This is a genomic window from Streptomyces rhizosphaerihabitans (assembly GCF_025399795.1).
Lineage (GTDB): Bacteria > Actinomycetota > Actinomycetes > Streptomycetales > Streptomycetaceae > Streptomyces > Streptomyces rhizosphaerihabitans.
Genome location: NZ_JAODTZ010000034.1, coordinates 32,248 through 46,795, shown reverse-complemented (window position 1 = coordinate 46,795; position 14,548 = coordinate 32,248). Strand labels below are relative to the sequence as shown.

At 69.3% G+C, this 14,548-nt stretch carries 12 protein-coding genes; 3 read left to right on the top strand and 9 right to left on the bottom strand.

Annotation, left to right across the window (positions count from 1 at the left end; translation table 11 throughout):
* Complete coding sequence (locus N4G66_RS28910) at positions 1-393, bottom strand: SCO5389 family protein (protein ID WP_261707181.1); 393 nt, start codon at positions 391-393, stop codon at positions 1-3.
* 353 nt (positions 394-746) lie between these two features.
* Here N4G66_RS28910 and nucS point away from each other — a divergent pair, with 353 nt between their 5' ends.
* Positions 747-1,418 carry an endonuclease NucS gene (nucS, locus tag N4G66_RS28905; protein WP_261707180.1) on the top strand — a complete coding sequence of 224 codons (672 nt, stop codon included), beginning with the start codon at positions 747-749 and terminating at the stop codon, positions 1,416-1,418.
* A 69-nt stretch (positions 1,419-1,487) separates the two neighbouring features.
* On the opposite strand, the gene N4G66_RS28900 is transcribed toward nucS, so the two are convergent.
* The 3 genes from N4G66_RS28900 to N4G66_RS28890 form a co-directional block, all read right to left on the bottom strand.
* Positions 1,488-4,034: an ATP-binding protein gene (locus tag N4G66_RS28900; protein ID WP_261707179.1), complete on the bottom strand. Its 2,547-nt coding sequence runs from the start codon at positions 4,032-4,034 to the stop codon at positions 1,488-1,490.
* Between the two features lie 304 nt (positions 4,035-4,338).
* Positions 4,339-4,662, bottom strand: a complete 324-nt coding sequence (locus N4G66_RS28895; RefSeq protein WP_261707178.1) for an STAS domain-containing protein — start codon at positions 4,660-4,662, stop codon at positions 4,339-4,341.
* A gap of 214 nt (positions 4,663-4,876) precedes the next feature.
* Positions 4,877-5,725, bottom strand: a complete 849-nt coding sequence (locus N4G66_RS28890; RefSeq protein ID WP_261707177.1) for a 3-hydroxyacyl-CoA dehydrogenase family protein — start codon at positions 5,723-5,725, stop codon at positions 4,877-4,879.
* Positions 5,726-6,057: 332 nt separating this feature from the next.
* Between N4G66_RS28890 and N4G66_RS28885 the strand changes: the two genes are divergently transcribed.
* Positions 6,058-6,630: a cob(I)yrinic acid a,c-diamide adenosyltransferase gene (locus tag N4G66_RS28885; RefSeq protein WP_261707176.1), complete on the top strand. Its 573-nt coding sequence runs from the start codon at positions 6,058-6,060 to the stop codon at positions 6,628-6,630.
* Between the two features lie 356 nt (positions 6,631-6,986).
* The gene (locus N4G66_RS28880; protein ID WP_261707175.1) at positions 6,987-8,813 is read left to right on the top strand and encodes a glycoside hydrolase family 18 chitinase; all 1,827 of its coding nucleotides are present in this window, start codon (positions 6,987-6,989) and stop codon (positions 8,811-8,813) included.
* A gap of 640 nt (positions 8,814-9,453) precedes the next feature.
* Here the strand turns inward: N4G66_RS28880 and N4G66_RS28875 are convergent.
* From N4G66_RS28875 to atpA, 5 genes are all read right to left on the bottom strand, one after another.
* Entirely contained in the window at positions 9,454-9,900 is a 447-nt protein-coding gene (locus tag N4G66_RS28875; protein ID WP_261707174.1) for a DUF2550 domain-containing protein, read from the bottom strand.
* A gap of 160 nt (positions 9,901-10,060) precedes the next feature.
* Complete coding sequence (locus N4G66_RS28870; RefSeq protein WP_261707173.1) at positions 10,061-10,435, bottom strand: F0F1 ATP synthase subunit epsilon; 375 nt, start codon at positions 10,433-10,435, stop codon at positions 10,061-10,063.
* Between the two features lie 127 nt (positions 10,436-10,562).
* Entirely contained in the window at positions 10,563-11,999 is a 1,437-nt protein-coding gene (atpD, locus tag N4G66_RS28865) for a F0F1 ATP synthase subunit beta (protein WP_261707172.1), read from the bottom strand.
* Entirely contained in the window at positions 11,999-12,913 is a 915-nt protein-coding gene (locus tag N4G66_RS28860; protein ID WP_261707171.1) for a F0F1 ATP synthase subunit gamma, read from the bottom strand. The genes atpD and N4G66_RS28860 overlap by 1 nt, the downstream gene beginning before the upstream one ends.
* 21 nt (positions 12,914-12,934) lie before the next feature.
* On the bottom strand, positions 12,935-14,524 hold the full coding sequence (gene atpA / locus N4G66_RS28855; RefSeq protein WP_261707170.1) for a F0F1 ATP synthase subunit alpha: 1,590 nt from the start codon (positions 14,522-14,524) through the stop codon (positions 12,935-12,937).
* Between the last annotated feature and the right edge of the window lie 24 nt (positions 14,525-14,548).

The window sequence follows — 14,548 nt, the reverse complement described above, 5'->3', positions numbered from 1 at the left end:
TCAGCAGTCCCTGAACTCCGGGGACTGGTTGAGCAGCTGACTGCGGACCGAGGTGAAGCGTGCCAGTGTGTCGCCCACCGAGTCGTCCAGTGGGAACACCGCCACCCGGTGGCAGTTCTGGAAGGCCAGCCGCACTCCGAAGTGCCGCTGCAGCGCGCCGCGTATCGCGTCACTCGCGAGCGCACGCAGCAGCTGGCCACGTGCCTGCTCGTCCGGCGGAGGCGTCTGGTTGTCGGCGAACTTTCCACCGTCCACCTTCAGCTGGGCCACCAGGGAGCTGATCATCTCCCACGCGTAGGGCAGGGAGGTCCGGACGCAGTCGACGAAGTCAGCTTCGTCGACCTCGCCTCGCTCGGCCTGTTGGAGTAGGGCCGGTGAGACGTCGAGCGACATGGGTTCTCCTCTCGCACCCCTATACCTCAGGGGTTGCCGGACAGGGACGGGGGTCGCAATATCGAACACGCTGAGTACATGCATCGCGACCTCCCGTTCATACGGTAAGCATCGCCAGGTAACGGCACCAGGAGAATGCGCACATAGCGAACGCCCACTAGGCCGACAATCAGCCACGGTCGAACAGGGAACCTTCAGGATCAATGGGGTGACCCGCACGAACGCCGGTCGGGCGCCGCGACCGGAGCCCGGAGAACAAAAAGGGCGAACCGTGGATTCTCCGTCGGGGGTGATCGCGGGAGACGGGTGGGAGAATCGCGTGCACCACCGCCGGTCGAGTAGCGTTGCCGACCATGCGTCTCGTCATTGCCCGCTGCTCCGTGGACTACGCGGGCCGGCTCACCGCCCATCTCCCGTCGGCTCCCCGCCTGATCCTCGTGAAGGCGGACGGCAGCGTCTCGATCCACGCGGACGACCGGGCCTACAAGCCCCTCAACTGGATGTCGCCGCCCTGCACACTGAAGGAGGGGTCAGGCGACGACGAAGGCACCTGGACCGTCATCAACAAGGCGGGCGAGAAGCTCATCATCACGATGGAGGAAATCCTCCACGACTCCTCTCACGAGCTCGGCGTGGACCCCGGCCTGATCAAGGACGGCGTGGAAGCGCACCTTCAGGAGCTGCTCGCCGACCGCATCGAGACCCTCGGCGAGGGCTACTCGCTCATCCGCCGTGAGTACATGACGGCCATCGGCCCGGTCGACATCCTGTGCCGGGACGCCGAGGGGCGGACCGTCGCCGTGGAGATCAAGCGCCGCGGCGAGATCGACGGCGTGGAGCAACTCACGCGCTACCTGGAGCTGTTGAACCGCGACCCGCACCTCGCGCCGGTCCGCGGCATCTTCGCCGCCCAGGAGATCAAGCCGCAGGCCCGCGTCCTCGCCACCGACCGCGGCATCGGCTGCACGGTCCTGGACTACGACGCCCTGCGCGGCATCGAGGACGACAAGCTGCGGTTGTTCTGACCCCCCGGTTTCGTATACGGGAGAGGGCCGGGTCCGATGTCGGACCCGGCCCTCTCCCTTTCCGTACGGTCAGATCACCGCGCCGCTCGGCGACGCGGCGACGCCGGTGCTCACCGGCACGCTGCCGGCCGGCACGCCGACCGAGGTGCTCGCCGGCGCGCTGCTCGACACGGGACCGCTCGCGGAGACCGAGGTGGAGGGAGCCGTCGGCGTGCCGGTCGAGGGCGACGCGGACGGCGACGCCGAACCGCTCGGCTTCGTACCGGACGGCGACGGCCAACCGCTCGGCTTCGTACCGGTCGGCGACGGCTTGACCGTGGACGACTTCGAGGGCGACGCGGACGGCGACTTCGAGGGCTTGCCCGAGGTCGTGTGCGTCCCGCTCGGCTCGTCGGAGGGCTGATGGCCGGTCGTGGCCGTGGCCGGGGGCGTCGGATCGTCCGAGGTGCCGTAGGTGCCGTCGGGCCCCGGGTCGGTGGGCTTGGCCACCGCGCTGGGAGCGGAGTCGTCACCCTTCTTCGCCTTGTCCGCGCCCAGGCTGTCGTCCTGGCTGCCCGGCGTGGCCGACGGGTTGACGCCCACCTTCTCGGAGGGAGTGTCGTTGCTGTGGTCCGAGGTCGCGCCGAGGGTCACCACGGTGCCGAGGACGGCGACGAGGAGCGCGCCCGCTCCCGCGGCCACCAGGTTGCGCCTGGTGCCGGCGACCAGCCGCCCCGCGACGCCCTGCCGCTTGGCAGCGAAGGTGCCGGGGCCGGCCGGACGGGCGAGCACCGTCACGGTGTCGCCGGACGGGTCGGTCCGGGAGAAGGCGGCCGGTACACCGCCGGGAGGCGACATCGACTCGTCGTGACGCGCGTCGGGCACCTCTTCGCCCGCCGGAGTGCGCCCGGCGGTGATCTGCAGGGTTCCGGAGCGGTCGGCGACCAGTGCGAGGGCGCGGCGGCCGACTGTGGTGCCGCGCTTGTCGAGCGCACCGCGCATGCCGACGGAGGCCTCCAGCTCGGCGCGGGCCCGGTCCAACTGCTGGCCGCAGAGCGCGAGGACGCCCAGCTCATGGTGGAAATAGGCCTGTTCCCCGACGTCCTCGGCCAGCTCGGAGGCCTCGACGCCGAAGCGCAGGGCGCGTTCCCAGGCGCTCCAGTGCAGCCCCGCCGCGAAAGCGGGCGCGGCCGTGCGGGCGAGCTGGACGGAGACGCTCTCGTCCTCCTCGTCCTCGGGGACGGTGGTGACCGGGACGAGCACGTCGAGCGCGGCGAGCAGCGCGTCGGCCTCGGCGCAGACCCGCTCCGGGGTGACCGAGGGGTGTCCGGCCCACCAGGCGTAGTGCTGGGCGGCGGCGAGCGCGCGCTCCTGGAGGGTGTCCGCGTATCCGGAGGCCTCCAGCTGCGCCTGCACCCCGGCGGCGAGCCGGTAGCGGGAGCCGACCGGGGAGACCAGCGCGCTGCCCGCGAGTTCGGCGAGCGCCGCGTCGGCGTGCGTGTCGCCCACGAGTGCGGGCAGATGGGCCTGGTGGGGCACCTCGCCGTCGAGCGCGACGGCGAAGCGCAGGGTGCTGCGCGCCGATTCGCTCAGCCGGGAGGCGAGCAGCGCGGCGGGCGCGGCGCCTTCGGCGAGGGAGGGCAGCGGTACGTCGTGGCCGTCGCCGATCTCGAAGGGCGCGTCGGCCGGGGCCTCCTGGAAGACGCCGTAGTCGTCGAAGGCGTCCTCGCCGGCCTGCAGCCGGTCGCGCTGCCGCAGCAGGGCGCCGGCCTGTATGAAGCGCAGGGGGAGTCCCTCGGACTCGAACCAGAGGTCGCCCGCCCAGTTCGACTCGTCCTCGGTCAGGACCCGTCCGACGGCGCGCTCCAGCAGTTCGAGACCGCCGCTGCGGTCGAGGCCGCCGAGGACGACCTCTTCGAGGAGCGCGTGGGCGGACGGGGCCGGTATGTCGGGGGTGGCGGCGATCACGAAGGCGCACTCGGGGGTGGCGTCGAGCAGCACGTCGAGGGCGCTGCCGCCGATCTCCACGTCGTCGAGGACGACGACCGCGCCGATCTCGTGGACGAGCCGGAGCAGTTCCTCGCGGTCCGGTCGGTGCAGCGGGGCTTCGTAGACGGCGGCGAAGAGGTCGTGGAGCAGGTCGCTCGCCGTGCGCCGGTAGCCGGAGAGGCGGACGACGCCGTCGGGGGCGAGGTCCGCGCAGTCGTCGGCGACGGCGTCCAGCAGGACGGTACGGCCCGATCCCGAAGGACCGGTCAGTCGCACCGAGCGCCCGCGCGCGAGGAGGCGTACGAGCTGCTCGCGCTCCTCCTCGCGCTCCAGGAGCGGCAGCCGGGGCTGTGCCGGGCCGGGCGGAACGGGCGGCCGGGCCGCGCGGTCCAGCTCGGCGCGTTCGGCGGCGCCGTGCTTGACCGGCGGCTGCGGTCGCTCGTGCGGCGGGCAGTTCTCGATCTCGCTGCCGTCGACGGGGTTGACGGTGAGCAGAAATTCGCCCGCGACGAGACGGACCGTGCGGACGACCACGGGTTTGTGCTGGCCCAGGTCGGTTGCGAGAGGGTCGCGCGGCGGGCGCGGGCGAGGTGCCTGGCCGTCGTCCTCATGGCCGTACTCTTCGGATCCCCGGTTGATCGGGTCCATGTTCCAAGCCCCCCAAAAGCGTCGTGTGCCGATGCCCTCCCGGCCTGGCTGCACACCGCTCTGTCGCTTCTGGTCCGGTGCCCGCTCGTAGGGTTTCGGTCGGCGGGCAGCCGAACCCTAAACCTTCGCACAGTATCTACGAACAGGCGGGGTACCGCGCCGTCCGAACCGTCACAGCTTCGTGAGGATTGTGCACGTGGTGCGCTTCGTGCGCCGGTCAGGGCACGTACGCGCTCCACACGCGGAGCGAGCGGGGCGCGTACGCGGTCGCACACACGCGGAGCGAGCGGGGCGCGCGCTCAGGTCACACCCGGGGCAGTGACTCGACCCCGATACCACCCTCGATCGCCAGGATCCGGTGCAGCCGGGTGGCCACCAGCAAGCGCTGCATCTGTGGTGGTACGCCGCGCAGTACGAGCCGTCGGCCGCACCGCCCGGCGCGTCGGTGGGCCCCCATGATGACACCGAGCCCGGTGGCATCCCAGGAGTCCAGCTCGGACAGGTCCAGCACCAGATCGCCGGCTCCGTCGTCGACGGCCGAGTGCAGGACCGTACGGGCGTCCGCCGCGCTGCGTACGTCGAGGCGGCCCCCGACGACCAGCTCGGCGTGGTCGCCCCTGATGTACATATGCGCTCCCCGAGAATGTGTCTCGTAACTCCGCGTGTGTCTGTTTCAGCGTCTTCGCGTCTGCATGTTGTGCATGGTCTGACTGTCTGAGGGCCGCGGAGGTTGCCGTCTGTAAGCGAACCGATACCGAATTCACCTGATGGGGTGATACCCGAGAGGCGCATGCGGCTTCCGTGCCCTGTGCGGCGACCGGTTTCGGTCGCCGCATGATCGTTCAGTGCTTGTAGAAGCCCTGCCCGCTCTTGCGCCCGATGTCACCGGCGTCAACCATCCGGCGCATCAGCTCCGGCGGCGCGAACTTCTCGTCCTGGGTCTCGGTGTAGATGTTGCCGGTGGCGTGCAGCAGGATGTCGACGCCCGTGAGATCGGCGGTGGCCAGGGGTCCCATGGCGTGGCCGAAGCCCAGCCGGCAGGCGAGGTCGATGTCCTCGGCGGTGGCCACGCCCGACTCGTACAGCTTCGTCGCCTCGACGACGAGGGCCGAGATGAGGCGGGTGGTCACGAACCCGGCGACGTCACGGTTGACGACGATGCAGGTCTTGCCGACCGACTCACTGAACTCCCGTGCGGTGGCGAGCGTTTCGTCGCTGGTCTTGTAACCGCGGACCAGCTCGACGAGCTGCATCATCGGCACCGGCGAGAAGAAGTGCACGCCGACGACCCGCTCCGGGCGCTCCGTGGCCGCCGCGATCTTGGTGATCGGGATCGCGGAGGTGTTGGAGGCGAGCACGGTGTCCGGGCGGACGATCTTGTCGAGCGCCTGGAAGATCTCGTGCTTGACCTCGAGCTTCTCGAAGACCGCCTCGACGACGATGTCCGCGTCGGCGGCCGCGTCCAGGTCGGTGGTCGCCGTGATGCGCGCGAGCGCGGCCTCCGCGTCCGCGGCTTCCAGCTTGCCCTTGCTCACGAACCTGTCGTACGAGGCCTTGATGCCGTCGAGGCCGCGGTTCAACGCCTCGTCGGTGACGTCGCGCAGGACGACGTCCCAGCCCGCCTGTGCGGAGACCTGAGCAATACCGGACCCCATGAGTCCGGCTCCGATGACGGCGAGCTTCCCTGCCACTCCGACTCCCTCAACACGCGTAACACGCTGCTTGTGTATGCCTCTTCGGCGGAGAGTAGCGTTCGGGAGGGGCCGGGAAACCCGTAAGTAACGCGTGTCACGGTCTCAGGGCGTGAGACACCCGTCACGTCCCGCACGACGGCCTTGGCGATCCCCTCTCCGGCCGGGGACGGAGGGATTCCGACCATCGGAGACCGCACCGCCACCACCTCGCGGGTTCACGCCGGCCGGCGCTCCGCGGACCGGCTCGCGCCGAGGTCTCCACGTCCCGCGACCCACACGCTGGACGTACGGCATCTCCCGTGGCCGCACGGGGCGTCTAAATTGGCTCCATGGTCAATCTGACGCGCATCTACACCAGGACCGGCGACCAGGGCACCACCGCCCTCGGGGACATGAGCAGGGTCGCAAAGACCGATCTGCGGATCTCGGCGTACGCCGACGCCAACGAGGCCAACGCGGTGATCGGTACGGCGATCGCGCTGGGCGGCCTGGAGGCGGAGGTCGTCCAGGTCCTCACCCGCGTACAGAACGACCTGTTCGACGTGGGTGCGGATCTGTCGACGCCGGTGGTCGAGGACCCGAAGTACCCGCCGCTGCGGGTGGAGCAGTTCTACGTCGACAAGCTGGAGGCGGACTGCGACCTCTTCAACGAACGGCTGGAGAAGCTCCGCTCCTTCATCCTGCCCGGCGGCACCACCGGCGCGGCCCTCCTCCACCAGGCCTGCACGGTCGTGCGCCGGGCCGAGCGTTCCACCTGGGCGGCGCTGGAGGTGCACGGCGAGGCGATGAACCCGCTCACCGCCACCTACCTCAACCGGCTCTCCGACCTCCTGTTCATCCTGGCGCGCACGGCGAACAAGGATGTGGGCGACGTGCTGTGGGTCCCCGGCGGGGAGCGCTGAGCGACTTCCCGGCCCTGCACGCCGTACACGCCGAACAGATCCAGGGCGTCTGCGCCGGGCTCGAAACGACCTTCGAGCCCGCTGCCGCAGGCGCCCTTCGTCGTTCCCGCCGAGGCTCCGGCCGACCGCACACGTAACGCGAAAGCCCACGTCATCCGCCTGCCGGACAGCCAGGACCGTGCGAACCGGACATCAACCCGCCCCAGCGTCAAGGGAGTTGATGATCAAGCACAACAATGGACAAGTGGTCCAGACCTATTGACCTATGGTCCAGACCTTCCTATTCTCACGGGCACCGTGGGCGTGAAGGCTCAGTTACGCCCTCCCCTCCCCCAACTCCCCCGAGGAGGCGTGGAATGCGCTTCAGACAACGAGCTACGGCAGGGCTCGCCACCCTGCTGCTCCCCCTGGCCGGCCTGGTCGGTCTCGCGAGCCCCGCCCACGCGGCCGACACCGCCACCGCCACGTACGCCAAGACCCAGGACTGGGGCACGGGCTTCGAAGGCAAGTGGACCGTCAAGAACACCGGTACCACCACGATCAGTTCGTGGACGATCCAATGGGACTTCCCCGCCGGCACCTCCGTCACCTCGGCCTGGGACGCGGACGTCACCAGTTCCGGCACCCACTGGACCGCCAAGAACAAGTCCTACAACGGCAGCCTCGCCGCGGGCGCCTCCGTCTCCTTCGGCTTCAACGGCGCGGGCTCCGGCTCGCCCTCCAACTGCACCCTGAACGGCGGCAGTTGTGACGGCGGCACCACCGTCCCGGGCGACAACCCGCCTTCCGCGGCGGGCGCCCCCACCGCCTCCTCCATCACCGACACCTCGGTGAAGCTCTCCTGGAGCGCGGCCACCGACGACAAGGGCGTCAAGAACTACGACGTCCTGCGCGGCGGCACCAAGGTCGCGACCGTGACGACGACCTCGTACACGGACACCGGTCTGACCGCCGGCACCGACTACTCGTACACCGTCCAGGCCCGTGACACCGCCGACCAGACCGGACCGGTCAGCGGCGCGGTCGCGGTCCACACCACCGGTGGCACCACCACCCCGCCGCCCACCGGAAACGCCGTCAAGCTCGGCTACTTCACCGAGTGGGGCATCTACGGCCGCAACTACCAGGTCAAGAACCTGGTGACGTCGGGCTCGGCCGCCAAGATCACGCACATCAACTACGCCTTCGGCAACGTCACCAACGGCCAGTGCGCGATCGGCGACTCCTACGCCGACTACGACAAGGCCTTCACCGCCGACCAGTCGGTCAGCGGCGTCGCCGACACCTGGGACCAGCCGCTGCGCGGCAACTTCAACCAGCTGCGCGAGCTGAAGGCCAAGTACCCGAACATCAAGATCCTCTGGTCGTTCGGCGGCTGGACCTGGTCCGGCGGTTTCGCCCAGGCCGCCGCCAACCCGGCCGCCTTCGCGCAGTCCTGCTACAACCTCGTGGAGGACCCGCGCTGGGCCGATGTCTTCGACGGCATCGACATCGACTGGGAGTACCCGAACGCCTGCGGTCTGTCCTGTGACACCAGCGGTGCCGCGGCCTACAAGAACCTGATGCAGGCCCTGCGCGCCAAGTTCGGCACCGGCAACCTGGTCACCGCGGCCACCACGGCCGACGGCACCTCCGGCGGCAAGATCGACGCCGCGGACTACGCGGGCGCCTCGCAGTACGTCGACTGGTACAACGTGATGTCGTACGACTTCTTCGGCGCGTTCGCCGCACAGGGTCCGACCGCCCCGCACTCCCCGCTCACCTCGTACAGCGGCATCCCGACGCCCGGCTTCGACACGGCCGACGCGATCGCCAAGTTCAAGTCGAAGGGCGTGCCCGCGAGCAAGCTGCTCATCGGCATCGGCTTCTACGGCCGCGGCTGGACCGGGGTCACCCAGTCCGCGCCCGGCGGCACGGCGACCGGCCCGGCGGCCGGTACGTACGAGCAGGGCATCGAGGACTACAAGGTCCTCAAGACGTCCTGCCCGGCCACCGGCCTCGTCGCCGGCACGGCGTACGCCTACTGCGGCAACAACTGGTGGTCGTACGACACCCCGGCCACCATCGGAACGAAGATGTCGTGGGCCAAGAGCCAGGGTCTGGGCGGCGCCTTCTTCTGGGAGTTCAGCGGTGACACCAGCAACGGTGAACTCGTCGGCGCCATCAACAGCGGCCTGAGCTAGTCCCCGTCCCACCCCGCACCACCCCGCACCACCGCCGCGGGCAGACCTCCGGGTCTGCCCGCGGCACAGTTTTTTGGACCCCCGAGGAACACCCGGCAGGGGCAGCAGACCGCCGGAGGCGCCAGGACACCGGGGACCGCCGGGGGCACCGGGGCAGCGAGACGCCGGCAGCGTGACGTACGGCCGCAGGCAGCGGGACGCATGGCCGCGGACGGGCCGGACGCATAGCCGTGGGCAGCGGGACGCAGGATCCGCAGGGCGGGGACGCCGGGCTCGCAGCACGCGGCGCTGCGGGGCTGCAGGCGGGCGGGGCTGCGGGCGGGCGAGGTTGCAGGGTCGCAGGGCAGACGGACTCCGGACCGCAGGACGCCGGGCAACCGGGCAACCGGGCAACCGGGCACGGGAGACCGGACCACAGGACGCGGGGCAACCGGGCACGGGCAACCAGGCGCGGGAGACCGGGCCGCAGGGCGCCGGGCAACCGGGCACGGGGCAACCGGCTTCGGGGTGTGCGACCGCAGGGCCTCGGGGCGGCAGGACGCCAGACGGGGGACGGCCTGGTGCGGACGCGGACGCGGAGGCGCGACTGCGGGACGCCAGGGCTACGGGAGGCGTCCCGCAAGCCGAGGAGCGAGGCGGATCAGGCCACGTTCACCCGCTGGCCGGGCGGGGCCGCCTCCAGCCAGGCGAGGAATCCGGTCAGCGCGTCCTCGCTCATCGCCAGTTCGAGGCGCGTCCCACGATGGACACAGGCGAGGATGATCGCGTCGGAGAGCAGCGCGAGCTCCTCCTCGCCCTCCGCGGCACGGCGGCCGGCCACCTCGATCGCCGAGCGTTCGAGGACGCGGCGCGGGCGGGGGGCGTACGAGAAGACGCGGTACCACTCGATCCGGTCGCCGTTGTAGCGGGCGACCCCATAGCTCCAGCCCTTGCCACTGGGATCGCCCTTCTCGAGGACGTCCCAGCGCAGGCTGCAGTCGAACGTTCCGCCGGAACGCTGGATCAGCCGGCGGCGGAGGCCGAAGACAAACAGCCCCACCACTACAAGCGCTACTAGTACTCCGCACACAGTCAGAGCGAGGACCATCGACACCGACCTCCTCGTCTCCTAGGTAACGGAAAAGAAAAAACTTCCGGATTTGCCTCAGCCGCGGCCAGGGCCGGAGTGATCCGGTCCCAGCCGCGGCTGAGGCAAAGCTTCACACAGTGCGCCCCCAGCGCCTGAAGGCCTGGGGTCGCACCGATGGTCAGCGGGTCGCCACCGCACGCAGGCGGACGTCCGCGCGGCGCTCGGCGGACGCGTCGACGTCCGACTTCGCGCGCTCGAGCGCCCGCTCCGCACGCTGGACATCGATCTCGTCCGACAGCTCGGCGATCTCGGCCAGCAGCGACAGCTTGTTGTCAGCGAATGAGATGAAACCGCCGTGCACCGCGGCGATGACCGTTCCACCATCACTCGTACGGATGGTCACCGGGCCCGACTCCAGCACACCGAGCAGCGGCTGGTGACCGGGCATGACGCCGATGTCGCCGGACGTGGTACGCGCGACGACCAGGGTGGCCTCGCCGGACCAGACACTACGGTCCGCGGCGACGAGCTCGACGTGCAGCTCAGCAGCCAAGGTGGGCTCCTCGGGTCACCACCCGGCGTTGCTGCCGGGTGTTGGGTCAAAGTCTAGTAGGCGTACGGAGGGGGAAGGACCGCACCCCGCGAGGCGCGGTCCTGCCCCTTCACTCAGAACACGAGGTTCAGGAGACGCCGAGCTCCTTGGCGTTGGCCTTGAGGTCCTCAATGCCACCGCACAGGAAGAACGCCTGCTCCGGGAAGTGGTCGTACTCGCCGTCGATGATCGCGTTGAAGGCCACGATCGACTCGTCCAGCGGGACGTCCGACCCGTCGACGCCGGTGAACTGCTTGGCGACGTGGGTGTTCTGGGACAGGAAGCGCTCCACGCGACGGGCACGGTGGACGGTGAGCTTGTCCTCCTCGCCCAGCTCGTCGATACCGAGGATCGCGATGATGTCCTGAAGGTCCTTGTACTTCTGAAGAACCGACTTGACGCGCATCGCGGTCGCGTAGTGGTCCGCCGCGATGTAGCGGGGGTCCAGGATGCGGGACGTGGAGTCCAGCGGGTCCACGGCCGGGTAGATGCCCTTCTCGGAGATCGGACGGGAAAGAACCGTCGTCGCGTCGAGGTGGGCGAACGTGGTGGCCGGGGCCGGGTCGGTCAGGTCGTCCGCGGGGACGTAGATCGCCTGCATCGAGGTGATCGAGTGACCACGGGTCGAGGTGATGCGCTCCTGGAGGAGACCCATCTCGTCGGCCAGGTTCGGCTGGTAACCCACCGCGGAGGGCATACGGCCGAGCAGGGTCGAGACCTCGGAACCGGCCTGCGTGAAGCGGAAGATGTTGTCGATGAAGAACAGCACGTCCTGCTTCTGCACATCGCGGAAGTACTCCGCCATGGTCAGACCCGCGAGGGCCACGCGCAGACGGGTGCCCGGGGGCTCGTCCATCTGGCCGAAGACAAGCGCCGTCTTGTCGATGACGCCGGACTCGGACATCTCCTCGATGAGGTCGTTGCCCTCACGAGTGCGCTCACCGACACCGGCGAACACGGAGACACCGTCGTGGTTGTTGGCGACGCGGTAGATCATCTCCTGGATGAGCACCGTCTTGCCGACACCGGCACCACCGAACAGACCGATCTTTCCACCCTTGACGTACGGGGTGAGAAGGTCGATGACCTTGACGCCGGTCTCGAACATCTCGGTCTTCGACTCGAGCTCGTCGAAGCGCGGGGCCTTGCGGTGGATGGACCAGCGCTCGCCCGAGTACTTCTCGTCCGAGTTCAGCACCTCACCGAGGGTGTTGAACACCTTGCCCTTGGTGAAGTCGCCGACGGGGACGGTGATGCCCACGCCGGTGTCGGTGACGGCGGCCTGGCGGACCAGACCGTCGGTGGGCTGCATGGAGATCGTGCGGACCAGGCCGTCACCCAGGTGCTGGGCGACTTCCAGGGTCAGCGTCTTCTTCTCGCCGGCGTTGGCCGGGTCGGCCACCTCGACGTGAAGGGCGTTGTAAATCTCCGGCATCGCGTCGACGGGGAACTCCACGTCGACGACCGGGCCGATGACCCGGGCGACGCGGCCCGTGGCAACGGCCGTCTCAGAAGTCGTCGTCATTACTTGTCACTCCCCGCGGTCGCGTCGGCAAGGGCTGCGGAGCCACCGACGATCTCGCTGATTTCCTGGGTGATTTCGGCCTGGCGGGCCGCATTGGCAAGTCGGGAGAGCGAGGTGATCAGGTCTCCCGCGTTGTCGGTCGCCGACTTCATCGCGCGGCGCGTGGCGGCGTGCTTGGAGGCAGCCGACTGGAGCAGCGCGTTGTAGATACGGCTCTCGACGTAGCGCGGCAGGAGGGCGTCAAGGACGTCCTCCGCCGACGGCTCGAACTCGTACAGCGGAAGGATCTCGCCCTTGGGCGCCTCTTCCGCGACCTCTTCGAGGCGAAGCGGCAGCAGTCGGCCGTCGATGGCCGTCTGCGTCATCATCGAGACGAACTCGGTGTAGACGATGTGGAGTTCGTCCACGCCGCCGTCCGCCGTCTCCTTCTCGATGGCCTCGATGAGCGGACCCGCGACCTTCTTCGCGTCCGCGTAGGTGGGCTCGTCGGTGAAACCCGACCACGACTCCACGACCTTGCGCTCGCGGAAGTTGTAGTGGGCCAGACCGCGGCGGCCGACGATGTACGTGTCGACCTCCTTGCCCTCGGCCTCGAGGCGCGCCGTCAGCTGCTCGGCGGCCTTGATGCCGTTGGAGTTGAAGGCGCCGGCCAGTCCGCGGTCGCTCGTGAGGAGCAGTACCGCGGAACGGGTCGCCGTCTCCGCCTCCGTGGTCAGCGGGTGCTTGGTGTTCGAACCGGTACCGACCGCCGTGACCGCGCGGGTGAGCTCGGTCGCGTACGGCGCGGAGGCCGCCACCTTGCGCTGCGCCTTGACGACGCGCGAGGCGGCGATCATCTCCATCGCCTTGGTGATCTTCTTGGTCGCGGTGACGGATCGGATGCGACGCTTGTAGACCCGGAGCTGGGCTCCCATGAGTCAGGTCCCTTCCTTACGTCACTTGGCGGCGGCCGGAGCGTCCTCGCCGAGAAGCTTCCCGTCCGAGGTCTCGAACTGCTTCTTGAAGTCCACGATGGCGTCCGCGATGGCGGTGAGAGTGTCGTCCGACATCTTGCCGCCCTCCTTGATGGAGGTCATGAGGCCCTGCTCCTTGCGGTGCAGGTACTCCAGGAGCTCCTTCTCGAAGCGGCGGATGTCGGCGACCGGTACGTCGTCCATCTTGCCGGTGGTGGCGGCCCACACGGAGACGACCTGGTCCTCGGTCGACATCGGCTGGTACTGAGCCTGCTTGAGCAGCTCGACCAGACGCTGACCGCGCTCCAGCTGCGCCTTCGACGCGGCGTCCAGGTCGGAACCGAAGGCGGCGAACGCCTCCAGCTCGCGGTACTGGGCCAGGTCCAGACGCAGTCGGCCGGAGACCTGCTTCATCGCCTTGTGCTGGGCGGAGCCACCGACGCGGGAGACCGAGATACCGACGTTCAGGGCCGGACGCTGACCGGCGTTGAACAGGTCGGACTCCAGGAAGCACTGGCCGTCGGTGATGGAGATGACGTTGGTCGGGATGAACGCCGACACGTCGTTCGCCTTGGTCTCGACGATCGGCAGACCCGTCATCGAACCGGCGCCCATCTCGTCGGAGAGCTTCGCGCAGCGCTCCAGCAGACGGGAGTGCAGGTAGAAGACGTCACCGGGGTAGGCCTCGCGCCCCGGCGGGCGGCGGAGCAGCAGGGACACGGCGCGGTAGGCGTCGGCCTGCTTCGAGAGGTCGTCGAAGATGATGAGGACGTGCTTGCCCTCGTACATCCACTGCTGGCCGATGGCCGAACCGGTGTACGGCGCAAGGTACTTGAAGCCGGCCGGGTCGGACGCCGGGGCGGCGACGATGGTCGTGTACTCCAGCGCGCCGGCCTCTTCGAGGGCGCCACGCACGGAGGCGATGGTCGAACCCTTCTGACCGATGGCGACGTAGATGCAGCGGACCTGCTTCTTGGTGTCGCCCGAGCGCCAGTTGTCGCGCTGGTTGATGATCGTGTCGACGGCCAGCGCGGTCTTGCCGGTCTGGCGGTCGCCGATGACCAGCTGACGCTGGCCGCGGCCGATCGGGGTCATCGCGTCGACGGCCTTGTAGCCCGTCTCCATCGGCTCGTGCACCGACTTGCGGACCATGACGCCCGGGGCCTGCAGCTCGAGGGCGCGGCGGCCGGACGTCTCGATCTCGCCGAGGCCGTCGATCGGGTTGCCGAGCGGGTCGACGACGCGGCCGAGGTAACCCTCGCCCACGGCGACGGACAGCACCTCACCGGTGCGCTGCACCGGCTGGCCCTCTTCGATACCGCTGAACTCGCCGAGGACGACCGCACCGATCTCGCGCTCTTCCAGGTTCAGCGCGAGGCCGAGGGTTCCGTCCTCGAACTTCAGCAGCTCGTTCGCCATGGCCGAGGGCAGACCCTCGATCTTGGCGATACCGTCGCCGGCGACGGTGACCGTACCGACCTCCTCGCGCGAGGCCGCGTCCGGCTTGTACGACTGGACAAAGTTCTCCAGCGCATCCCGGATCTCCTCCGGCCGGATCGTGAGCTCCGCCATCTGGGTTCCCTGCTCTCCTTGTTG

Excerpts from the sequence above, each read along its gene's own strand:
- N4G66_RS28910 (WP_261707181.1), bottom strand. The coding sequence starts at position 393 with ATGTCGCTCGACGTCTCACCGGCCCTACTCCAACAGGCCGAGCGAGGC.
- nucS (WP_261707180.1), top strand. The coding sequence starts at position 747 with ATGCGTCTCGTCATTGCCCGCTGCTCCGTGGACTACGCGGGCCGGCTC.
- N4G66_RS28900 (WP_261707179.1), bottom strand. The coding sequence starts at position 4,034 with ATGGACCCGATCAACCGGGGATCCGAAGAGTACGGCCATGAGGACGAC.
- N4G66_RS28895 (WP_261707178.1), bottom strand. The coding sequence starts at position 4,662 with ATGTACATCAGGGGCGACCACGCCGAGCTGGTCGTCGGGGGCCGCCTC.
- N4G66_RS28885 (WP_261707176.1), top strand. The coding sequence starts at position 6,058 with ATGGTCAATCTGACGCGCATCTACACCAGGACCGGCGACCAGGGCACC.
- N4G66_RS28880 (WP_261707175.1), top strand. The coding sequence starts at position 6,987 with ATGCGCTTCAGACAACGAGCTACGGCAGGGCTCGCCACCCTGCTGCTC.
- N4G66_RS28875 (WP_261707174.1), bottom strand. The coding sequence starts at position 9,900 with ATGGTCCTCGCTCTGACTGTGTGCGGAGTACTAGTAGCGCTTGTAGTG.
- atpD (WP_261707172.1), bottom strand. The coding sequence starts at position 11,999 with ATGACGACGACTTCTGAGACGGCCGTTGCCACGGGCCGCGTCGCCCGG.
- N4G66_RS28860 (WP_261707171.1), bottom strand. The coding sequence starts at position 12,913 with ATGGGAGCCCAGCTCCGGGTCTACAAGCGTCGCATCCGATCCGTCACC.
- atpA (WP_261707170.1), bottom strand. The coding sequence starts at position 14,524 with ATGGCGGAGCTCACGATCCGGCCGGAGGAGATCCGGGATGCGCTGGAG.